General features: G+C 28.6%; 21 protein-coding genes, 2 riboswitches and 1 other annotated feature. Of the genes, 19 read left to right on the top strand and 2 right to left on the bottom strand.

Annotated elements, in window-relative coordinates; genetic code table 11:
• Positions 1 to 124: 124 nt before the first annotated feature.
• Positions 125 to 246: riboswitch (FMN riboswitch) on the bottom strand.
• A 187-nt stretch (positions 247 to 433) separates the two neighbouring features.
• The 19 genes from recQ (at position 434) to Q3287_RS14435 (ending at position 20850) form a co-directional block, all read left to right on the top strand.
• Positions 434 to 2917 carry a DNA helicase RecQ gene (gene recQ, locus Q3287_RS14525; RefSeq protein ID WP_407964311.1) on the top strand — a complete coding sequence of 828 codons (2484 nt, stop codon included), beginning with the start codon at positions 434 to 436 and terminating at the stop codon, positions 2915 to 2917.
• Between the two features lie 88 nt (positions 2918 to 3005).
• A riboswitch (TPP riboswitch) is annotated at positions 3006 to 3117 on the top strand.
• Positions 3118 to 3257: 140 nt separating this feature from the next.
• Complete coding sequence (gene thiC, locus Q3287_RS14520) at positions 3258 to 4559, top strand: phosphomethylpyrimidine synthase ThiC (protein WP_407964310.1); 1302 nt, start codon at positions 3258 to 3260, stop codon at positions 4557 to 4559.
• A gap of 44 nt (positions 4560 to 4603) precedes the next feature.
• Positions 4604 to 4798 (top strand): sulfur carrier protein ThiS, encoded by a 195-nt coding sequence (thiS, locus tag Q3287_RS14515; RefSeq protein WP_054270185.1) that lies wholly within the window; start codon positions 4604 to 4606, stop codon positions 4796 to 4798.
• Complete coding sequence (thiF, locus tag Q3287_RS14510; RefSeq protein ID WP_079739718.1) at positions 4791 to 5594, top strand: thiamine biosynthesis protein ThiF; 804 nt, start codon at positions 4791 to 4793, stop codon at positions 5592 to 5594. The genes thiS and thiF overlap by 8 nt, the downstream gene beginning before the upstream one ends.
• Before the next feature lie 62 nt (positions 5595 to 5656).
• On the top strand, positions 5657 to 6427 hold the full coding sequence (locus Q3287_RS14505; RefSeq protein ID WP_054270186.1) for a thiazole synthase: 771 nt from the start codon (positions 5657 to 5659) through the stop codon (positions 6425 to 6427).
• Positions 6428 to 6443: 16 nt separating this feature from the next.
• Positions 6444 to 7547, top strand: a complete 1104-nt coding sequence (gene thiH / locus Q3287_RS14500) for a 2-iminoacetate synthase ThiH (protein WP_407964309.1) — start codon at positions 6444 to 6446, stop codon at positions 7545 to 7547.
• Positions 7548 to 8249 carry a thiamine phosphate synthase gene (locus Q3287_RS14495; protein ID WP_407964308.1) on the top strand — a complete coding sequence of 234 codons (702 nt, stop codon included), beginning with the start codon at positions 7548 to 7550 and terminating at the stop codon, positions 8247 to 8249. It begins immediately after the preceding gene.
• Between the two features lie 177 nt (positions 8250 to 8426).
• Positions 8427 to 9821, top strand: coding sequence for a YfcC family protein (locus Q3287_RS14490; RefSeq protein WP_054270189.1), 1395 nt, complete (start codon positions 8427 to 8429; stop codon positions 9819 to 9821).
• 400 nt (positions 9822 to 10221) lie between these two features.
• Positions 10222 to 11589 carry a GTP pyrophosphokinase family protein gene (locus Q3287_RS14485; RefSeq protein ID WP_054270190.1) on the top strand — a complete coding sequence of 456 codons (1368 nt, stop codon included), beginning with the start codon at positions 10222 to 10224 and terminating at the stop codon, positions 11587 to 11589.
• Positions 11590 to 11717: 128 nt separating this feature from the next.
• Positions 11718 to 12221: a molybdenum cofactor guanylyltransferase gene (locus tag Q3287_RS14480; RefSeq protein WP_407964307.1), complete on the top strand. Its 504-nt coding sequence runs from the start codon at positions 11718 to 11720 to the stop codon at positions 12219 to 12221.
• 47 nt (positions 12222 to 12268) lie between these two features.
• Positions 12269 to 12640 (top strand): CoA-binding protein, encoded by a 372-nt coding sequence (locus Q3287_RS14475; protein WP_054270191.1) that lies wholly within the window; start codon positions 12269 to 12271, stop codon positions 12638 to 12640.
• A 141-nt stretch (positions 12641 to 12781) separates the two neighbouring features.
• Positions 12782 to 13108, top strand: coding sequence for a heavy metal-binding domain-containing protein (locus Q3287_RS14470; RefSeq protein WP_054270192.1), 327 nt, complete (start codon positions 12782 to 12784; stop codon positions 13106 to 13108).
• Positions 13109 to 13586: 478 nt separating this feature from the next.
• Positions 13587 to 14090: a molybdenum cofactor biosynthesis protein B gene (locus Q3287_RS14465; protein WP_407964306.1), complete on the top strand. Its 504-nt coding sequence runs from the start codon at positions 13587 to 13589 to the stop codon at positions 14088 to 14090.
• 46 nt (positions 14091 to 14136) lie between these two features.
• The gene (gene moaA / locus Q3287_RS14460) at positions 14137 to 15096 is read left to right on the top strand and encodes a GTP 3',8-cyclase MoaA (protein WP_054270194.1); all 960 of its coding nucleotides are present in this window, start codon (positions 14137 to 14139) and stop codon (positions 15094 to 15096) included.
• Between the two features lie 3 nt (positions 15097 to 15099).
• Positions 15100 to 15570: a cyclic pyranopterin monophosphate synthase MoaC gene (gene moaC, locus Q3287_RS14455; RefSeq protein ID WP_054276629.1), complete on the top strand. Its 471-nt coding sequence runs from the start codon at positions 15100 to 15102 to the stop codon at positions 15568 to 15570.
• Positions 15571 to 15603: 33 nt separating this feature from the next.
• Positions 15604 to 16035 carry an MOSC domain-containing protein gene (locus Q3287_RS14450; RefSeq protein ID WP_054270196.1) on the top strand — a complete coding sequence of 144 codons (432 nt, stop codon included), beginning with the start codon at positions 15604 to 15606 and terminating at the stop codon, positions 16033 to 16035.
• Positions 16036 to 16489: 454 nt separating this feature from the next.
• Positions 16490 to 16701 (top strand) — a binding site (T-box leader).
• 162 nt (positions 16702 to 16863) lie between these two features.
• A complete protein-coding gene (locus tag Q3287_RS14445; RefSeq protein ID WP_054270197.1) occupies positions 16864 to 18153 on the top strand; it encodes a cytosine permease in 1290 nt (429 codons plus the stop codon).
• A 53-nt stretch (positions 18154 to 18206) separates the two neighbouring features.
• Entirely contained in the window at positions 18207 to 19286 is a 1080-nt protein-coding gene (locus Q3287_RS14440) for a DUF917 domain-containing protein (RefSeq protein WP_054270198.1), read from the top strand.
• A 19-nt stretch (positions 19287 to 19305) separates the two neighbouring features.
• Entirely contained in the window at positions 19306 to 20850 is a 1545-nt protein-coding gene (locus tag Q3287_RS14435) for a hydantoinase/oxoprolinase N-terminal domain-containing protein (protein WP_407964305.1), read from the top strand.
• 75 nt (positions 20851 to 20925) lie between these two features.
• Here the strand turns inward: Q3287_RS14435 and Q3287_RS14430 are convergent, their stop codons facing one another.
• Positions 20926 to 21210: a hypothetical protein gene (locus Q3287_RS14430; RefSeq protein ID WP_021384547.1), complete on the bottom strand. Its 285-nt coding sequence runs from the start codon at positions 21208 to 21210 to the stop codon at positions 20926 to 20928.
• 62 nt (positions 21211 to 21272) lie between these two features.
• Complete coding sequence (locus Q3287_RS14425; RefSeq protein WP_054270200.1) at positions 21273 to 22037, bottom strand: 1-acyl-sn-glycerol-3-phosphate acyltransferase; 765 nt, start codon at positions 22035 to 22037, stop codon at positions 21273 to 21275.
• Positions 22038 to 22309: the final 272 nt, after the last annotated feature.

The raw sequence follows: 22309 nt of genomic DNA, 5'->3' as shown, positions 1-22309 counted from the left end.
CACCTCCTGTTTAATTAGATAATTTTTAAACAAAAAACCCTGAGAATTAACTCAGGGTTTAGAATAATCTACAATAAATGTTTAATAAGAGCACAATAAAACAGCTCTACAAAAAACTCATTAAACATATCTTCTTCCATCCAGACTTTACTGTCGGCTTTGGAATTTAACCAAATCAACCAAGTTTTAGCTTGGCTCGCGGGCTATACCGCCGATTGGGAATTTCACCCTACCCCGAAGATTAAGTATTAAATTTATATTTAGAATGTATCATAAATTATTTTACTTTGCAAACAATTTTTTTCAAAATATATGTTAATATATAATATAGAACGTCTATAAACTTTGGAATACTGCGATTGTGAATATAAAAATAAAAATTTGAACATAATCAGGAAAGAAGTCTAATTAATTTAAATTAGGAGAGAAATATATGAATGAAAAACTTTTAGAAATACTATCAAAATACTATGGATATACAAGCTTTAGAAAAGGTCAAGAATCTATAATAAATTCTATTTTGAGTGAAAAAGATGTACTAGCTATAATGCCAACTGGAGGTGGTAAATCTATTTGTTATCAACTTCCAGCATTGATATTAGATGGGATGACAATAGTAATTTCTCCACTTATATCTCTTATGAAAGACCAAGTAGATGCTTTAAAGACTATGGGGATTAATGCTGCCTTCATAAATAGTTCACTGAGCAATAAAGAATTTAATGAGATATTAAATAATATTAGAAAAAATAATTATAAAATACTCTATATTGCTCCAGAGAGATTAGATGCACATGAGTTTATTGAACTAATAAATAATAACACCATAAGTCAAATTGCAATAGATGAAGCACATTGTGTGTCTCAATGGGGGCATGATTTTAGATTGAGTTATAGAAGGATTTCTGATTTTATAAAGAATTTACCTAAAAGACCTATAATTACAGCCTTTACAGCAACCGCTTCAGAAGAGGTACGAGCTGATATAATAAATTTATTATGTCTAGAAAATCCAGACTGTTATATAACCGGTTTTGATAGAGAAAACTTATCAATAAACATAGTAAAATCGTCTAGTAAAAATAAATATATTTTAGATTATATTAAAAATCATAAAAATGAGTCTGGAATTATATATGCTGCAACTAGAAAGGAAGTTGAAAACATACATAATGGATTATCTAAGAGAAATATATCTGTATCAAAATATCATGCAGGTTTATCTAAAAATGAAAGAAGTAAAAATCAAGAAGATTTTATAAATGATGATGTGGATATAATGGTAGCGACAAATGCATTTGGAATGGGTATTGATAAACCTAATATAAGATGGGTTATACACTACAACATGCCTCAAAGTATAGAAAATTACTATCAAGAAATAGGTAGAGCTGGTAGAGATGGAGAGAAAAGTGAATGTGTGCTTTTGTTTTCTCCAGGAGATGTACATATACAAAAATATTTAATCGATATTGGAGTTGAGAATCCTGAAAGGAAGTTGTTTCAACACAAAAAGCTTCAATATATGATTGACTTGGCTTACAGTAATTCATGTTATAGAAGGACAATACTAAATTACTTTGGAGAAAATTATATAGAAGATTGTAATAATTGTAGTAACTGTTTAGTAGAAGGTGAAATAGTAGATAAAACTATAGATGCTCAAAAAGTTATTTCATGTGTAGCTAGAATGAAAAGAAGTTATGGTGTTACTACCATTGTAGATGTACTTAGAGGGTCTAAGAATAAAAAGATTTTACAACTTGAATTGAATACTTTATCTACATATAATATTATGAGAGACTATTCAAGTGAAGATTTAAAGAACTTTATAAATACATTGGTTTCCCATGGATTCTTGGATTTAGTTGAGACTTTAGGTAATGGAAATAGAGGAAGTTTTCCAACCATAAGATTGAATGATATGTCTATGAAAGTTTTAAAAGGTCAAGTGAAAGTTGAATTTAAAGAAATCGTGATGACAAAATCATTAGAAGTAGAAGATGAGTTATATAGTGCTTTAAGAGAGCTTAGACATTCAATAGCAAGTGAAGAAAGAATAGCTCCATATATGGTATTTGGTGATGGGACACTTAGAGCTATGTCTAGCAGTTATCCAATTAATAAAGAAGAGATGTTAGATATATCTGGAGTAGGGGAAATTAAGTATCAAAAATATGGTAGGGATTTTGAAACAATAATTAAAGAATATGTCGAAAAAAACAACATAAACAAAAAAAGTGAAGAAAAAAATGTTGATTTAGATAATGTTAATAGTGAGTTCTTTGAAGTTAATTCAGATAAAGCTCTATATGAAAAACTATTAAGTATTAGAGGTGAATATGCAATAAAAGAAAAAGTACTCCCATATATGATTTTATCCAATAAGACACTGAAAGAAATAAGTGGAAGATATCCAATTGATGAAGAGCAACTGAAAGACATTTCAGGTATAGGTGGAGTAAAAATTAAAAAGTATGGAGCTAGTATTTTGGATGAAGTCAAACAATATGTAAGAGAAAATGATATTAATGTTACTTGGGAAAAAAAGGGTAAAAGGAAGTTAATACTAGATGGAGAAAGTAGAAAAAATAATGAAATAGCATTAGATTTATTAAATCAAGGCAAGGATATACAGAGTATTAGCCAAGAACTAGAGATTTCATTATCGACTATTATTGGATATGCCCATGACTATGTAAAGGATGGACATAGTATATCGTTTGATTTAGAATTAGAAAATTTCTACAATGAAGATGAAAAGCAAATGATTTTAGAAGTTTGTGAAAAAGTAGGATATGATAATTTAAATAACATAAAAAGAAAACTTCCAGATTCAATAAAGTATGAAAACATAAGAGCTGTGATGCTTGATTCTTATCTTAAAAATTTAAAAAATGATATTATGTCAGAGTAATTTTTAATATCTCCAAAAATAAAATTTGTATTATTGTGTTGAACTAATAATTTTGCTGTGTTATACTGAATTTGTAAAAATAATGAAAAATTAGAGCTAGGGGCGCTAGAATTGGCTAGCTGAGAGATAAAGCCGTAACTTACAAACCCTAATAACCTGATCAAGATAATGCTTGCGAAGGGAAGCTTTTAATATAATTTTGTTACATAAATAGACAAATTATTTAATGTTAGGGAAAATTTGTCTAAGTGTATATATGATTATAAGAGTGCTTTCCAAACAAGGAAAAGCACTTTTTTTATTTTCAAAAACTATAACTTTAATCTTGGAGGATTGTAATATGAATTATACAACACAAATGGATGCTGCTAGAAAAGGCATAATAACTAAAGAAGTGGAAATCGTTTCTCAAAAAGAGCAAGTAGATGTGAATGAACTAAGAGAATTAATAGCAAATGGACAAGTTGTTATACCTGCTAATAAAAATCATAAATCTTTAAGTGCAGAAGGTGTAGGTAAAAATTTAAGAACAAAGATAAATGTAAATCTAGGAATTTCAAGAGATTGTAAGGATATAGAAAAAGAACTTGAAAAAGTTAGAGTAGCAATAGACATGAAAGCTGAAGCTATAATGGATTTGAGTAACTATGGTAAAACTAGAGAATTTAGAGAAAAAGTGGTTGAAATGTCACCTGCAATGATAGGTTCAGTACCTATGTACGATGCAGTGGGATACTTAGAAAAAGAATTAAAAGATATAACAGAAGAAGAGTTTTTGAATGTAATAAGACAGCATGCTATTGATGGAGTTGACTTTATCACTATACATGCAGGTCTTACAAGGAATGTTTGCCAAAAGATAAAAAATCATGAAAGATTAACTCATATAGTATCTCGTGGAGGTTCTCTGTTATTTGCATGGATGGAATTGAATAATAAGGAAAATCCTATTTATACTAATTTTGATAAAATATTGGATATATGCGAGGAATACGATGTTACATTGAGTTTAGGAGATGCTTGTAGACCTGGCTGTATAAAAGATTCTACTGATGGAGTTCAAATTCAGGAACTAGTAGTATTAGGTGAGCTTACTAAAAGAGCGTGGGAGAGAAATGTACAAGTAATGATAGAAGGACCTGGTCATATGGCTATTGATGAGATAGAAGCAAATGTAGTATTAGAAAAAAGATTGTGTCATGGAGCACCTTTTTATGTTCTTGGGCCATTAGTTACAGATATAGCACCAGGTTATGACCATATAACAAGTGCAATAGGAGGAGCTTTGGCATGTGCTAAAGGAGTAGACTTTTTATGTTATGTAACTCCAGCAGAACACTTAAGATTACCTAATTTAGATGACATGAAAGAAGGTATAATAGCTGCAAAAATAGCTGCTCATGCAGGAGATATAGCTAAAAACGTTAAAGGTGCTCGTGAATGGGATAATAAGATGAGTAAAGCCAGAGCTGATTTAGATTGGTGTGAAATGTTTAGACTTGCAATAGACCCTGAAAAAGCTAAGAGATATAGAGATGAATCAACTCCTACTCATGAAGATAGCTGTACTATGTGTGGAAAAATGTGTTCAATGAGAACAGTTAAGAAAATACTAAATAATGAGGAACTTAATTTAATATAATTTGTGATTAGAATAAAATAGATTTAAAAAGAGGAGGTGATTTGGTGAAGGTTAATGGGAAGGATGTTGAATTTAAAAAAGATTTGACTATAATAGATTTATTAAATAAATATAACTTAAAGAGTGATAGAGTTGTAGTTGAAGTAAATCTAGAAATAATTGAAGAATCCAACTACAGTACATATATATTGAAAGACGAAGATATTATAGAGCTTATTAGTTTTGTTGGAGGTGGTTAAAATAAAGATATTTGTAAATGAATTATTAACAGATGTTGAAGAAAATACGACTGCCTACAAAGTTAGAGATGATTATAATTGTAAATGTGATGTATTAGTGTTAAATGGATATCCAATTAAAACAGATATTCCTCTTTGTGAGAACGATAAATTAACACTTATACAAAAGGGAGTCAAGCCATCATTTGATGAATTAGAAAACTTATTGATTGCGAGACATACTCCAAATATACATAATAAGTTAAAAAAAGGGAAGGTTGCTATATTGGGGTTAGGGGGACTTGGGTCCAATATAGCTATTTCTTTAGCCAGAATTGGAGTAGGAGAACTTTTACTTATAGACTATGATGTTGTAGAACCTTCTAATCTAAATAGACAGCAGTATTTTATAGATGATATTGGAAAATTAAAAACTGATGCTATGATAGAAAATATAAAAAAAATAAATCCGTTTATAAAGTTAAAGAAACAAGATATTTTTTTAAATAAACATAATATGGATGCTATTAAAGATTCAGATTTGATAATTGAAGCTTTTGATGATGCATCATGTAAGGCACAGGTTTGTAACTATGTGTTAATAAATTTAAAAGATAAATATCTAATAGCATCATCAGGTATGGCAGGTTATTATGATTCAAATATAATAACTACTAAGAAGATAAAAGACAAGTTTTATATATGTGGTGATTTTGTAAATGAAGCTAAATTTGGTGAAGGTCTTATGGCTCCAAGGGTCGCTATCTGTGCAAATCACATGGCAAACTTGGCAACACAAATACTTATAGATATGTAAATACTAAAATTAAATTCTAAAAAGATTGAATATTAAAAAAGTTGTACATGGAGGGAAATAATATGGATAAATTGGTACTTGGTGGACATGAATTCAATAGTAGATTGTTGGTTGGAACAGGTAAATATGGTTCAAATAATATATTGCCTGAGGTAATAAAAGAAAGTGGCAGTGAGATAATAACAATGGCACTTAGAAGAGTGGATTTAGATAATAAACAAGAGAATATATTAACATATATTCCGAAAGAAATGACAATACTTCCAAATACATCAGGAGCTACTAATGCAGAAGAAGCAGTAAGAATAGCTAGAATATCCAGAAAAATGGGATGTGGAGATTTTATAAAAATAGAAGTGATATCAGATACTAGATATTTACTTCCTGATAATGAAGAAACTATAAAAGCTACAAGAATACTTGCTGATGAAGGATTTATAGTTCTTCCATATATGACACCAGACCTTTATGCTGGAAGAAGACTTATAGAAGCCAATGCAGCAGCAGTTATGCCTCTCGGGGCTCCAATTGGTTCAAATAGAGGGCTTCAAATGAAAGAAATGATAAGAATAATGATAGATGAATTAGACATACCAATAATAGTGGATGCGGGTATTGGCAAACCATCTCAAGCTATGGAAGCTATGGAAATGGGAGCTGATGCTGTACTCGTTAACACTGCGATAGCTTCAGCAGGAAATCCTGTGCAAATGGCAAGAGCATTTAGACTAGCTGTAGAGGGTGGAAGAGAAGCATATCTCGCAAAAACAGGAAGTGTATCAGAATTTGCAAACGCATCTTCTCCCTTAACAGGTTTTTTAGGCAATTTATAGAAAGTGGTGATTGGTGATGAGTTTTTATGATGTAATAGAAAAATATAGAGATTTTGATTTTGATGGATATTTAAATAATGTTACTGATAATGATGTTTTAAGAAGTTTATCAAAGGACAAGCTTGAAGATTTTGATATATTAAATTTGCTTTCTAAAACTGCTGTAAAACATTTAGAAGGCATGGCTCAGAAAGCACATAAATTAAGTGTTCAATATTTTGGAAAAACAGTATGTTTATATACACCAATGTATATAGCAAATTATTGTGTAAATCAATGTGTTTACTGTGGTTATAATATAAAAAGTGGAATAAAAAGAAAAAAATTAACTATGGATGAAATTAGAGAAGAGGGAAATGTAATTTCAAAAGAAGGTTTTAAACATTTACTTGTTTTGACTGGAGAGAGTAGTTTTCATTCAAGTGTGGAATATATAGGTGAGGCTATAGAAATATTAAGAGAAAAATTTCCCTCTATAGGTATAGAAGTCTATCCAATGGAAGTAGAAGAGTATAAGTATATTGTAGATAAAGGCGTTGAAGGTCTAACAGTATATCAGGAAACTTATGACGAGGAAATATACAAAAAAGTGCATATAAAAGGCCCAAAAGCAAATTATAAATTTAGGTTAGATGCTCCTGAAAGAGGGGCAAAAGCAGGTATGAGGACTTTATCGATAGGAGCACTTTTAGGGTTGAATGATTTTAGAAAAGAAACCTTTTTTACAATATTGCATGGGAAATATTTAAAAACAAAATATCCTCATATTGAGCTTTCATATTCAACACCAAGAATGAGACCTTTTAAAGGTTGTTTTGAAGAATTAGTAGATATAAGTGATACTGATTTGGTTCAAGCTATGATATGTATGAGATTGTTTGACCCACATGCAGCAATAAATATATCAACTAGAGAAAACTTGGAAATGAGAAGTCATATAATACCTTTAGGAGTAACTAAATTGAGTGCAGGTGTTTCTACTGATGTAGGCGGGCATTCTCAAGATGAGCATGATACTGCTCAATTTAAGATAAATGATGAAAGCACTGTTGCAGATGTAGAGAAGATGTTAAACTCAATTGGATATCAACATGTATTTAAAGACTGGGAAAGATTTTAGATGTATTTGATAACAAACAGAAAATTATTATGTAATGAAGAAAGATATTTAGAAGTTATTAAAGAGTCTATATTGAGTGGTATAAAAAACATTATAATAAGAGAAAAAGATTTAGAATATGAAGAATTAAACAAATTATATATGAAAATAAAAACCAAAATCAATTGTATAGATTTTCAAGAGAAAATACTGAATAAAAATTTGAAGATTAATATAAATCAGAAAGAAAGTATTAATAAACTTAAGGTTAACTTTATAGTAAATAGTAATATTGAATTTTTTGAAAAAACAGATTGCCAAGGGATTCATCTTCCTTTTAAAGTATTCTTGGATTTACTTGAAAATAATTACAGTTTTAATAAAGATAAAATACTGGGATTATCTTTACATCAAATAGAGGAAGTAGAACATTTAGAAAATCTGATGAGAAATAAAAATATAAGAGTAGATTACATAACCTTGTCACATATATATGAAACTAAATGTAAAGAAGGTTTACATCCAAAAGGAATTGAGCTTCTAAAAGAAGCTAAGAAGATTACTGATATTAAGATAGTTGCACTAGGAGGAATTTTACCATCCAATGTCAAAGAAACATTGAAATACTGTGATGATTTTGCCATAATGTCAACTATAATGAAATCTAAAGATATTAAAAAAACAATCTCAGATTATAATGAAAAAATTGAATTACCAAAATAGTATATGGAATCCTTAATTTAAAGAAAAATAAAAAAGTTATCTTTTAAAATTTAAAAGATAACTTTTTTATTTTGTATCTTTGCTAATAAAAAATTGTAAAAAGGGAAAACTTTAGTCAGAGAGATTAAACAATATCCTAAAAGATTTAAAATTTAGTAAAGTATGGAGGACATTATAATGACTGACAGTAAAAAGAAACGATTTATTATACCACACACTTTTACAATAATATTTTTACTAATAGTCTTAATGGCAATATTGACTTGGGTAGTACCAAGTGGTGAATTTAGTAGAGAAGATGTAGAAGGTAGAATGGTAGTTGTACCAGGAACTTATCAAAGTGTTGAAAGCAATCCTCAAGGGTTTGCAGATGTTTTTAAGGCACCAATAGAAGGTTTTATCGATTCAGCAGAGGTTGTAGGCTTTGTATTAATAGTTGGAGGTGCCTTTGGTATTGTAAATAGAACTGGAGCTATAGAAGCAGGAATAGCATCAGTTATATCTAAATTTAAAGGAAAAGAACTTCTTATAATTCCAATATCAATGATTTTATTTGGTCTTGGAGGTACTACATTTGGGATGGCAGAGGAGACATTACCATTTTATATGATATTTGTTCCACTTATGACATCCTTAGGATATGATTCTCTAACCGCCATAGCAATTGTATTTATAGGAGCAGCAGCAGGAGCTGCAGCTTCGACAATAAACCCATTCTCGGTTGGTATTGCACAGGCGCTAGCTCAACTTGCTCCAGGTTCAGGAGTAGCATATAGAGTAGTTATTTTTATAGCTTATATATTAATAAGTATAGCGTTTGTTATGTATTATGCTAAGAAAGTTAAAGAAAATCCTGAAAGTTCAATAGTATATGAAATAGATAAAAATAATAAGTCAATACTTAATCAAACTTCAACAGAAATAAAAGAATTTACTTTTAAAGAAGTATCTGTTCTTGCTATCTTTGGAATAGGTATGGCAATAATGATTTGGGGTGTCTTAAGCCAAGGATGGTATATTCCAGAGATATCAATGTGTTTTGCTGCCATAGGAGTACTTTCTGGTTTAGTTGGTAGATTATCTCAAATTGAAATTTCAGAAAGTTTTATAGATGGAGCCAAAGATTTAGCATCAGCCGCTCTTGCCATAGCATTAGCTCGTGGAATCGTAATAATTGCTCAAAATGGATTTATAATAGATACTATATTAAATTCCGCAGCAGCTTTTTTAGGTGGCCTTCCAAAAGTTATATTTGTATATTTATCTTTCTTCTTGGAAGCTGCATTGGCATTTTTAATTCCATCATCTTCAGGTCTTGCTTCACTTACAGTACCTGTACTTGCTCCTCTTGGTGATTTGGTTAATATATCAGCTCAAGTAATAGTAACTGCTTATCAATTTGGGGTTGGTCTTACAAACTTCATAACTCCAACTTCAGGGGTATTGATGGGAGCACTTGCAGTAGCTCATATTCCTTTTTCAAAATGGGTAAGATTTATAATGCCTATATTGTTGATTTTGACAGCTGTATCTCTAGTCTTTTTGACAATAGGTATATATATAGGATTTTAATTAAAGATAGTTTATTCAATATAGCTAGAGATTATATAAGATACTAAGAAATAGAATACCTAAAATATGATTTTCAATAAATTGCCACTAAAAATAATTTAGTGGCAATTTATTTTTTATATAATAAATGACAAAATATCTTAGTAAGTGTATATTTTCTCTTTCAATCTCTTAAATTATATACATTTAATCTACTTACTCTTATTTTTTATATCAAATTAGCTAAATAAAATTAAATTAAAAGTCAAAAAACTAAAGAAATTAATTCTAATTTGAAATATATATGAAGGTTTTTGGAGAATACTTACTTATAGTAGGAAAAAATGTTAAAATAAGAGTGTAATCAAATATAAAGAACTGAAATAGCTAACAGTTATTAAATATGGGAGTGTAAAAATTTATGGGATTAAAAGAATTTGATTTTATTGAAGAGTCTATTGAAATGTTGAGGACAATGTCTCCAACATTAGAAACTATATCAGATGAAATAGAAGAGTATTTTGAAAATATTTTGGATGAAAAAAATCAAGAATATATAAATGTAACCTCTAGAATAAAATCAGAATCAAGTTTAAGAGAAAAGATAATTAGAAATAGATATTTAAAAAAATATGGAGAAGCAAGTAATCTTATTCACAATGTCTCTGACTTAATAGGTTTGAGAATTGAATGCAGATTTATTGAGGATGAAAACAAGATATATAGACTTCTAAGAAGATACTTTAATAAAACAGACGACAAGGTAAACTATTATAATAAAGAAAATAAGAATATTAAATTAAAATTGTCTGAAAGACAACCTAATAAACAAAAAAATGGATTTGAAATATATAAAATAGATGGAGTTTTTGCATATTTAGATAGAGAAGTAAAATTTGAGCTTCAAATTAAGTCTCTTGTAAATGTGTTTTGGAGTGAAATTGAACATAAAATAATTTATAAAAATAACACATATTTACTTGCTGATAAATTTATAAAGGATATGATGGACTCTATAAAGAATAATCTTACTATGATTGATAATCAGCTTTTAAGCATTTATAAAAACTTTCATTCAGGAAAGTCTTTTAATATGAAAGTAAGTAAAAAAGAAATTGAAAAACTATTTGCGAAATTAGTATATGATGCTTTTTCTGAAAAGATGAATAAAAGTATAGGTTTTGTTGTGGATTTTAAAAAACCCTGTGAGACTATATTAAGCTATTCTTTTAATAAACAGGATATAAGTGATGAAGTTTTGGGCAATTTCATGCTTGATGAGTTTGCAAGACTAAATGAGATTGTAAATAAAGACATAGATTTTAATGAGCAAATAGAATTTGAAAGAGAACCAACATTTGATGATAAATTTTGTAAAGACCTAGGAAATCATTTTAGAAGCAGATTAAATACAGAATTCCCATGGAATCTATTTTTTAGAATACTATTTGAAATAGAACCATGTAACAATACAGAAGACTTTGAAAACTTTGTAGAGTTTATAAAAGAAAATGTATTACTAGAAGAAAATAGAGAACAACTTTTATGTCAATTTGAAGAAAATAGTCAACTTATAATTGAAGATATGTATGAATGTATATTCAATAGCATAAGTGAAATTGATAGTGTTGAAATTTTGTATAACTATAATCTTGAAAAGATAAACTTTACATCAAGTGAAATTATAAATTGTATATGCAGAGAATATGAATGCTATGGTGAATACTTAGAAGAAAAAGAAAAGCTTATGAATGCATTTAAAGAAAAAATTATTCAAATATTTGAGTAATCAATTAATTTTAAAATGGCGCTAATGCGCCATTTTTCAAATACGTATAAATTTAGAAAAATATTCTAAAGGGGGAGATTTATATAGAGAAAACAGGTGTAATTTTAGCAGGGGGAAAAAATTCTAGAATGGGAAGAAATAAAGCTTTTCTAGAATTACATGAAAAGCCTTTTATTGAAATTGCAATAGAAGTATTTAAAAATTTTGATGAAGTAATAATAATATCTAATAATGAAGAATTATATTCTAAATATAATATTAAAGTTTATAATGATATAATAAAAAATGTTGGTCCAATTGGAGGAATATATACTGCTCTTGAATATGCAAAGTATGATATAGTTATAGTTGCATGTGATATGCCATATCTAAATAGTGAAATAGTAGAAAGAATAGCTAATGAAATGGATGATAAAAGCGTGATTTCAGTGACAAATGGTAAGTTACAACCATTGTGTTCTGGGTATAAAAAGAGTATAATAAATAAGGTATCCTTATGTATAGAAGGAAATGATTTAAAGCTCAGAAGCCTTATAGACAAAATAGATAAAAGCTATATATACTTTGATGATGAAGATTTATTTTTAAATGTAAATACTGTTAATGAATATAAAAAATTAACTGGAGCTTAATTAGATATGGTTATAAAATAGAGTAGGATTTATATGGAGGAGAGTTTATGAATTTACTTAAATGCGATTCTTGGGCAGTAATATTAAATAATAGCGATGAAGAAAGTAAAGCATATAAAATATTAGATGAACTTAAAAAGAATATGTACAAAGTTGTTGCTATAGATGAAGAAAAGAAACCTATTGAAGGTATAGATGTGTATGAGTGTTTAAAAGATGTACCACACAATATTGACGTTGTGGCCATTATTGACAAACAATCTAAGATGGATGTGATTTTAGAAGAAGTAGAACTTTTAGATATACAAAACATATGGTTTGAAAAAGGAAGCTTTAGTGAAATGATGATTAAAAAGATTAAAGATTTAAAATTGAATGTAGAATATAATTTAAATTTACATGATGAGTTAACTAAATAATAAAAGGTACAACTAGTTAACCAAACACATTATTTTATAGTATAGATTAACTAATGAAACATTAAGTTACAATATTTATTAAAAAAGTTATAAGTTGCATGATATAATATATTAAATACGATATAAAGGAGTTGATATATTATGTTAATAGTTACCACAGAAAAGGTCGAAGGCAAAAAAATATCAGAAGTTCTAGGACTAGTTAGAGGAAGTACAATAAGAGCAAAACATGTTGGAAAAGATATAGGAGCAAGCTTTAAAAACCTTGTTGGAGGAGAGCTTACAGGATATAATGAAATGCTTACTGAAGCAAGACAAATTGCTATAGGTAGGATGGTTGAAGATGCAGAAGCTAAAGGTGCAAATGCAATAATAGCATTTAGATTATCTTCGGCTTCAGTTATGCAAGGTGCAGCAGAAATGCTTGCTTATGGAACAGCAGTTATTTTAGAAGATGATAAGAATTAATTTGAAAAATAAAATATAAATAGTTAAAAAGAGGCATCTTTTAAAAATTTTATGGATGCCTTTTTTTATTTGAAAAAACTGATATAAGAAAGAATTTTAATCGTTATGATAATAAAATGGGATGATATTATATAAATAAATAAAATTATATTATATAATATATGGTATAGACTTAAAAAATTTATTAGTAGAGAAAATATAGACAATGTTATAATAGTTATAGAAATTGGAAGTAATTGTACATTTGTTAAATAGATTACATATATACTAGTTTTATATTTGGAATAGTTATAAGTTAATATTTTTTATTTTGTGAACGTTGGAATAATAAAAATGTATGTACTATTAAGTTATATGATAAGAAATGTAGATATAATATGTTATGTTACTGAGAAAAATGGAAATAAAATAGAGTAGGTTTTATTAAATTGGTTTTTATTTTTAAAGGTCTAGTTAATGTATAAAGGGGTGAAATTATATGTTTAATGTTGCAATTATAACACTTAGCGATAAAGGCTATGAAGGAAAAAGAGAAGATATAACAGGAAAAAAACTAACTGAATTTGTTGAAAATACAGGAGATTATAAAGTTATTGAATATGTATTGATAAAAGATGACAAGGAAATGTTAAAGGAAAATATTATAAAACTTTGTGATAGTAATAAAATAGATTTAATTCTTACTAATGGTGGGACTGGTTTTTCAAAAAGAGATGTAACTCCAGAAGCGACTAAGGAAGTATTAGAAAAAGAAATACCAGGTTTAAGTGAATATATGAGAATGAAATCTACAGAAATTACCAAAAAAGCTATACTAAGTAGAGGTACAAGTGGAATAAGAAATAATTCTATAATAATAAACTTACCTGGAAGTCCAAAAGGTGCAGTTGAAAATTTAAGTTTTATAATTGATGTTTTAGACCATGGCATAGAAATTTTAAGAGGAGAAGCTACAGAATGTGCAACTAAAAAAAGTAAATAGTATATAATCTAGATAGATAAAAAATAGACAAAGAGGTAGATAGAGTATGATTGATAAGTATGGAAGAAAAATAGACTACCTTCGTATTTCACTTACAGATAAGTGTAATTTAAGGTGTGTCTATTGTATGCCACCAGATGTAAAATTTGATAAAAATTATATAAATGAAAATCTAAGTTTTGAAGATTATAAATTCATTATAAAGGCTATGTCAGAACAAGGAATAACCAAGGTTAGATTTACTGGGGGAGAGCCTCTTTTATATCCTAAGTTAAATGAACTTATAAAATTTACAAAAGAAGAATGTGGAATAAATAATATTGGAATGACAACTAATGCTATTGGGCTTTCTGATAGAATCTCTGAGCTTGAAAAATGTGGTTTAAATAAAGTTAATATAAGTTTAGATTCTTTGAAGGAATATAAGTATAAGTCTGTAACAAGAGGTGGAAATTTAAAAGATGTCTTAAAATCGATTGAATCTTGTTTAAATTTAGGCATAAAAGTAAAATTAAACTGTGTTGCTATAAGTGGATTTAATGATGATGAACTTAAAGATTTTATGTTTTTAACTGTTAAATCACCAATTGATGTAAGATTTATAGAGCTTATGCCATTAGGTGAAGCTAATAGAGTTTATAAAAAAGGTTATTTTAATGTAAAAGAAATGGTTGAAAAAATATATGGACTATATAAAGTTAAAAATGAAGAAAAAAGTACAGCAGAATATTATATGTTTAAGGGGGCCAAAGGAAGAATAGGAATTATAACTCCATTAAGTTGTTCATTTTGCAATACATGTAATCGTATTAGACTTACTTCTAGTGGTGCAATAAAATTGTGTCTACATTCAAAAGAAGAAATAGACATAAAACCATTTTTACATAAACCATTGTTATTTAGGGAATCAATGAAAGATATAATAAAACAGAAGCCAGAAAAACATCATCTAATAGAAAATAAATGTAGTGATACAAATAGACGTATGTATGAAATTGGAGGATAAGTAATGTTAACACATATAAATGAAAAAGGGTATGCCAAGATGGTAGATATAAGTGAAAAAGATGACACTAAAAGAACTGCTATAGCAACAGCTACAATTACTCTTAGTAGAGAAGCTTTAGACAAAGTAAAAAATGGTCAGATAAAAAAAGGAGATGTACTATCTGTAGCTCAGGTCGCAGGTATAATGGGAGCTAAAAATACATCTTCAAATATACCAATGTGCCATCAGATAAAATTAGTAGGATGTGATTTGGAATTTGATATAGATGATTCTGAGTCTGCTATTAGGATATATGCAACTTGTAAATCTCTTGGAAAGACTGGAGTGGAGATGGAAGCTTTAAATGCATGTTCTTTGGCAGCACTTACAATTTATGATATGTGTAAAGCAGTTGATAAAAAAATGGTTATAAGTAATATACATCTTGTAGAGAAGACTGGTGGAAAATCAGGAGATTTTAAGTTTGAGTAATTAATAATATATGGGTGAAAATTTGGAGGAAATATGGCTAAGGTAGTGTCAATAAATATAAGTGAGAAAAAAGGTGTAATTAAAGTTCCTGTACAATGTGCAGAACTAAAAATAAATCATGGAATAGTTGGAGATGCGCATGCGGGAGATTGGCATCGTCAAATAAGCTTGCTTGGAAAAGAAAGTATAGATAAAATGAAGATGAAAGGTTTTGACCAATTAAAATATGGAGATTTTGCTGAGAATATAACTACAGAAGGGATAGAAGTATTTTCTTTACCTGTTGGGACAAAACTAAGAATTGGTAAATGTGAAGTTGAGGTGACTCAAATTGGTAAAAAGTGTCACAATGGATGTGAAATTAAGAAATTAACTGGAGACTGTGTAATGCCACGAGAAGGAATTTTTGTGAAGGTTCTAAAAGAAGGAATTATACATGTGGATGATTCAGTAGATATAATTTAGTAAAATTACTATTAAAATGTAATTATATATGACGTATAATTCAATGAAAATATTATTAATATATAAGTATCTGTTTTAAAATACAATGATTAATCATTATAAAAATGTTAATGAAATATTGTATTAGTAAATTAAAACAGTAGTTGTATTAAGCTATGAATGTAAAATCATAGCTTTTTATTTTTTAATTTTTAAGAAGAAATGTTTTCTTTATATATTTAGAATTATATTTTATACAAGAATTAATTTTTTTATACAAACTGTTTATACTGTAAATTTGTAGATAATAAAGTATAAATTTTGATGAAATTTTAAAAATTACATTATATAAATATAGTAATAATATAAAAATTTACATATAAAACTAAAAAATACAAGTAATTTACTTTTTGAGTTGACAAAATATTGCATATATATTATTATATAAATCATAAATTAACTATAAATAAATATTATAGATTCGTAGAAGAAGAAAGTAGCATAAAGGAATTTTACAGAGAATTAGATTTGGCTGAGAACTAATATTGGAATTTGTGTGAAAAGGACTTTGGAGAATACTATTATAATCTTGTTATAATAGTGGTTTAATTCGCCTTAAGAAAATGAGTGAGTAAAATTAATTTTTACTAATAAGAGTGGTAACACGGATTTATATTCGTCTCTTGGATTTTTCCAAGAGGCGTTTTTTATTATAGGATTATTTCAGAAAATTTAAAACTATATATTAAATGAAAAATATAAATATATGATAGTTAATAAATTTATAAATTAGAAAATTGTAAAATATACTGGACTCAGTGACTTTACGATTTAAATGGAGGGATGAAAATGGAAGAAGAAAAAATTAACTATGCACTGGAGCAGGTTCCAGAGCATCAAAAACGTGGCTGGGTAGCTATGTTTTCAGTTTTAGTAGCAATAGGTGTGGATTTATCATCTGTTATTTTAGGGGCTGAATTGGCACAGAGTATGCCAATGAAACAAGCAATATTATCAGTAATTGTTGGTTCATTTTTTTCTGCAATTTTGTATACTACATGCTCTTTAGTTGGTTCATCTACAAGTCTATCTACATCTATGATAACAAAGTATGTGTTTGGAGAGACTGGAGCAAAAATATTTTCTCTAGTTATAGGGGTTTCTCTATTAGGGTGGTTTGGAGTTCAAGTAGGTTTCTTTGCTCAAAATGCACAAATAATAATAAAAGATATATTTAATCTGGATGTAAGTATGCAAATTCTAAGCCTAATAGGTGGTCTCTTGATGATGAGCACTGCTATTTATGGATATAAGGCAATGGAAAAATTAAGTGTATATTCAGTACCATTCTTATTAATTCTTATGATGTTAACTATATTTTTAGCTTTTAGAGCAAATGGAATTCCAGTTGATGATAATATGAAGTCTACTATGACATTTGCAGGTGGAGTTTCTTTATCAATGAGTATAATAATAGTTGGTGCAATAGTATCTCCTGATATAAGTCGTTGGGCTAAAAGTAGAAGAGATTGTGCACTTTCAAGTTTCTTGGGAATACAATTTGGAAATGCCTTTATGATAGTAGTTTCTATAATATTAGTAAAATGTATGGGAACTTCAGATATTATGAGAATTTTTATTACGTTGGGAATTGCTATACCAGGTATAATTGTGCTTACATTAGCTCAATGGACTACAAATACAAGTAATGTTTATTCAGCATCACTAAGTATAGCACTTGTACTTAAAAAAGCACCTGAGAAAGTATTAACTATAGTTCTTGGTATTGTAGCAACATTATTAGCTGTATTTGGAATATATGAAGGTTTTATAGGATTCTTAAATCTACTTGGAATCGTAATTGCACCTGTTGGTGGTGTATATACAGCAGAATATTACATAGTAAAGCAAGAGCTTAAAGGTTTTGATAAGGGTGTATTATATAAACCAATAGTTAAACGTTCAATAGTATCTTGGGTAATTGGGATATTGATAACTTATCTTTCAACATATGGATTTATAACTCTTACTACTATAGCTCCTTTAGATGGGTTTATAGCAGGATTTGTAGTACAATCTATTATTGGAAAAGTGCTTTGTTCAGCAAAAAATAAGGAAAATGTAGATAAAGCAGTGTAATGAAATTTGTTTATAAAGTATAAAATAAATTTGAAATATGAGGAGAAAGTAACATGAGATTTTTAACAGAAGAAAGTATAGATAAAATAGCAGTTGGTGCAGCAGTACTTGGAACTGGAGGAGGAGGAGACCCATATGTAGGTAAACTTGTTGCAAAACAAGCAATTAAAAAGTATGGTCCTGTAAAAGTAATAAGTTTGGATGAACTTGATGATGATGCTCTAGTAGTTCCAGTATCTGGTATGGGTTCTCCTGTAATTACAATAGAAAAATTACTTTCTGAGGTAGAATTAACTACACCTTTAGAAATAATGGAGAAGTTAATAAATAGAAAAGTAGATGTTATAATTCCTATAGAAATAGGAGGAATAAACTCACTTATGCCAATAGCAGTTGCTGCAAAAAAAGGACTACCTATTTTGGATGCTGATTCTATGGGGAGAGCTTTTCCTGAAGCTCAAATGGTAACTTTTTATCTTGAAGGGTATGAGGCATCACCTGCTGTAATGTCTGATGAAAAAGGAAATTCTGCTATCCTTTATCCTGTAGATGGAATTTGGTCAGAAAGATTAGCCAGAACTCTAACTGTGGAAATGGGAGGAAGTTCTTCTATCAGTGATTACAATTTAAGTGGAGCTCAAGTTAAAAAAGCTGCTATAGGTAATACACTTACAATAGCTGAAACTATAGGAGGATTTTTGCTTGAAAATAAGTCTGATTCAAAAGGTGCTGTTGAGAATATATTGAAAGAATTAAAAGGATATAAGTTATTTGAAGGAAAGGTAATTGATATTAAGAGAGAATTGAAAGGTGGATTTACTAGAGGGCATGCTTTTTTTGCTGGAATTAATGAATATGATGGAGAGTATTCTATATTATTTCAAAACGAGAATTTAATTGCAAAAAAAGGCGATACACCACTTTGTATTACACCAGATTTAATAGCAGTATTAGATTTAGAAACTGGATTTCCAATAACTACAGAAAGAATAAAATACGGTTCGCGTGTTATGGTAGTAGCTTTTCCTTGTAATGAAAAATGGAGAACAGAAAAAGGAATTGAGACAGTTGGACCTGGATACTTTGGATATGATGTGGAATATAAAACAGTAGAAGAATTACAAGGAAAATAAAGTTTAGGAGGAAATTTTGATGTATCGTGTAGGAATTGACGTTGGAGGAACAAATACAGATGCTTGTATACTGGATGGGGAATTAAAAGTAATTCATTCAGTTAAGGTAGCAACTACAAAAGATGTTGAAACAGGTGTTTATAATGCTTTAAAAAAAGTTATAGATGAAAGTAAGATTGACCATTCTTTAATAAAGTATGCTATGCTTGGTACAACTCATTGTACAAATGCTATTGTAGAAAGAAAAAGACTTAATAATGTAGCAATGATAAGAATAGGAAAGCCAGCGACAACTGCTATTCTTCCTTTTATAGATTGGCCAGAAGATTTAAGAGAAAAGATAGAACTAGATTCAATACTAGTGTCTGGTGGATATGAGTTTGATGGTAGAAAGATAAATGAACTTTGTAAAGAAGAAGTTGTAGAATTTTGCAATAAAATAAAAGACAGAGTGGAAAGTGTTGCAATAAGTGGAGTATTTGCTCCAGTAAATAAACAACAAGAAGAGGAAGTTGCAAAGTGGGTTAGAGAAATTCTAGGTGATATACCTATATCTTTATCAAATGAAATAGGCAATATAGGTATACTAGAAAGAGAAAATGGAGCCATTTTAAATTCTGCATTATCTCAAGTAGGCAAAGCAGTATCTTTAGGATTTGAAAAAGCACTTAAAGATTTAGGTATAGATGCACAAATTTATTTTAGTCAAAATGATGGAACATTAATGAATTTAGAGTATACAATGAAATATCCAATTTTTACAATTGGATGTGGAATAACAAATTCTATAAGAGGAGCTTCTTTCTTATCAGAAGTAAAAAATGCAATAGTATTGGATGTTGGAGGAACTACAAGTGACCTAGGTGTACTATATAATGGATTCCCTAGAGAATCATCAATTCCAGTTACAATTGGAGGAGTACATACAAACTTTAGAATGCCTGATGTTTTAACTGTCGGACTTGCTGGTGGGACATGTGTAAAAGGTGAAAAAGATAATATAAAGATAGGTCCTGAAAGTGTTGGTTACAAAATAACTGAAGATGCAATAATATTTGGTGGAGATACTTTAACTTTATCAGATGTTGTTACAAGGTTAGATATGGCATTTGAAGATAGAAAAACTAATGTTGAACATTTAGATAAAGAGTATTGTGATGAGGTATATAAAAAGGTAATTTTAAAACTAGAAGATGCTGTAGACCAAATGAAAACTAGTCAAGATGATGTTGAGTTAGTTTTAACGGGTGGAGGAAGTATAATTGTTCCTGAAAAATTAAGAGGCATAAGTAATGTTATAAGACCTCCTCATTATACTGCTGCAAATGCTATTGGTGCTGCATTAGGACAAATAAGTGGAGATGTAGAAAAGGTGTATAGCTTAGATAAAATGTCTAGGGAAGATGCTATAGAAGATGCAAAGCAAGAGGCAGTAAATAAAGCTCTAAAGGCTGGTGCTAAAAAAGATACTATAGAAGTATTAAACATAGAAGATGTTCCACTTGCATACCTTCCTGGAAATGCACTTCTTATAAAAGTAAAAGTTGTTGGTGATTTAATTTAAAGAAGAATTTAATTATTTTTAAAATTATTTTAAATATAAAAAAATCGGTGCTTAATTTGTACCGATTTTTGTTTTTTAATAAAGAACTCGTTTTTTTGCTTCTGCTATAGCTCTAGCAGCACTTTTAGCTTGTATTCTTTTTTCTTCTTCTTTTTTGAACGCATTTATTGTTTCATTTAAATTCTTATCATGTTCATTTTTTTCCTTATCTTCATTTTCTCTATATACCAATACATAATTTATTATTGATTCATTTATTATCTGGGATATACTCTTATTTTCATTAATTCCTATTCTTTTAACCTCTTTGAGTAATGTTTCATCAATATGAACCGTTGTTTGTTTTGTGTTTTTTGCCATGTTAATCACCTCTTAAAAAGAATTTTAACATTAAAATTTTTTTTAGTCAATAAATTTTAATATTAAAATTCTTTAAATGTTTTATTTGATTTTCTAAAGCTTTCTATTGCTTTTATCATATTATTTTTTATATTTTCACCTAGTACAGAAGATTTTAGTCTAGGATTTTCAATATGGTCATAAATCGGTTCTAAAAATTCAACTTCAACAGGAAGAGAATTAATCTTGCCAATAGGTTGATATCCTTCATAAGTATCTTTTGAGTTTTTTATTACCAGTGGAACAATAGGGCATTTTGCTTTGTATGCTATTTTTAAGGCCCCACTTCTAAAATCTGATACCAATGAATTTGGTTCTTTAATCCATGTCAAATCTCCTTCTGGAAATACAGCCATGCTTTGACCTTTAAGTATATTTTGAGAAGCTTCAGATATACTTTTTATACCTTCTCGATTGTTTTTTCTGTTTACATATACACATCTTAATAGTTTCGCCCATTCTTTAAATATAGGTATATTTCTCCAAACTGGTTCGTCTGCAATTACACATCCAATCGGTCTTTCCACACTTGCTGCTAATATAAAACTATCAAGCATACTAGAATGATTTACAACAAATAGAAGAGGTTCTTTTGGTAATGTTTCTTTTCCAATTATATTAAGGTCTATATTTACTATATCTAAAGATTTTCTAGCTTGCTTTTGCATAAATTCAAATTTTTCTTTTAAGCTAAATTTATCAGGATTCTTTTTAATTTTAATAAGTCTAGGTATAGAAGATGTAAAGCCTATAAGTTGATATGTAGCAAATTTTAAGTAATTATTCATAAAATTATCTCCTTAAAATAAAATTATTTATTACTGTAAAGATTTTAACATAAAATAAAATTTAAGTCTATTTTAATTCAGTTATATAATCTATATTTAAAATAGACAGATATTAAAATTTTATACTTTTAATTTTACCAGTTATATTCTCTGAACCTCCCATGACTGAAGTCACAGGGTTCCTGCTTCATAGAATTTCGCATACTAAAATATGTCTTACCAATTCTCCACAGGCTATCCCCGTAGTTCCTACGGTTCTTACATACGTTATT

Source organism: Clostridioides sp. GD02404 (assembly GCF_045898275.1).
GTDB lineage: Bacteria > Bacillota > Clostridia > Peptostreptococcales > Peptostreptococcaceae > Clostridioides > Clostridioides difficile_A.
The sequence above is the reverse complement of the archived record's forward strand: the minus strand, read 5'-3'. Positions and strand labels throughout refer to the sequence as shown.

Bases quoted from the DNA above. Each gene is read 5' to 3' on its own strand.
- Q3287_RS14465 (WP_407964306.1), top strand. From the start codon at position 13,587: ATGTTTAATGTTGCAATTATAACACTTAGCGATAAAGGCTATGAAGGA.
- moaC (WP_054276629.1), top strand. From the start codon at position 15,100: ATGTTAACACATATAAATGAAAAAGGGTATGCCAAGATGGTAGATATA.
- Q3287_RS14480 (WP_407964307.1), top strand. From the start codon at position 11,718: ATGGGAAGAAATAAAGCTTTTCTAGAATTACATGAAAAGCCTTTTATT.
- Q3287_RS14440 (WP_054270198.1), top strand. From the start codon at position 18,207: ATGAGATTTTTAACAGAAGAAAGTATAGATAAAATAGCAGTTGGTGCA.
- thiC (WP_407964310.1), top strand. From the start codon at position 3,258: ATGAATTATACAACACAAATGGATGCTGCTAGAAAAGGCATAATAACT.
- Q3287_RS14505 (WP_054270186.1), top strand. From the start codon at position 5,657: ATGGATAAATTGGTACTTGGTGGACATGAATTCAATAGTAGATTGTTG.
- Q3287_RS14490 (WP_054270189.1), top strand. From the start codon at position 8,427: ATGACTGACAGTAAAAAGAAACGATTTATTATACCACACACTTTTACA.
- Q3287_RS14470 (WP_054270192.1), top strand. From the start codon at position 12,782: ATGTTAATAGTTACCACAGAAAAGGTCGAAGGCAAAAAAATATCAGAA.
- Q3287_RS14475 (WP_054270191.1), top strand. From the start codon at position 12,269: ATGAATTTACTTAAATGCGATTCTTGGGCAGTAATATTAAATAATAGC.
- Q3287_RS14485 (WP_054270190.1), top strand. From the start codon at position 10,222: ATGGGATTAAAAGAATTTGATTTTATTGAAGAGTCTATTGAAATGTTG.
- recQ (WP_407964311.1), top strand. From the start codon at position 434: ATGAATGAAAAACTTTTAGAAATACTATCAAAATACTATGGATATACA.
- Q3287_RS14495 (WP_407964308.1), top strand. From the start codon at position 7,548: ATGTATTTGATAACAAACAGAAAATTATTATGTAATGAAGAAAGATAT.
- moaA (WP_054270194.1), top strand. From the start codon at position 14,137: ATGATTGATAAGTATGGAAGAAAAATAGACTACCTTCGTATTTCACTT.
- Q3287_RS14430 (WP_021384547.1), bottom strand. From the start codon at position 21,210: ATGGCAAAAAACACAAAACAAACAACGGTTCATATTGATGAAACATTA.
- Q3287_RS14425 (WP_054270200.1), bottom strand. From the start codon at position 22,037: ATGAATAATTACTTAAAATTTGCTACATATCAACTTATAGGCTTTACA.
- Q3287_RS14435 (WP_407964305.1), top strand. From the start codon at position 19,306: ATGTATCGTGTAGGAATTGACGTTGGAGGAACAAATACAGATGCTTGT.
- thiH (WP_407964309.1), top strand. From the start codon at position 6,444: ATGAGTTTTTATGATGTAATAGAAAAATATAGAGATTTTGATTTTGAT.
- Q3287_RS14450 (WP_054270196.1), top strand. From the start codon at position 15,604: ATGGCTAAGGTAGTGTCAATAAATATAAGTGAGAAAAAAGGTGTAATT.
- Q3287_RS14445 (WP_054270197.1), top strand. From the start codon at position 16,864: ATGGAAGAAGAAAAAATTAACTATGCACTGGAGCAGGTTCCAGAGCAT.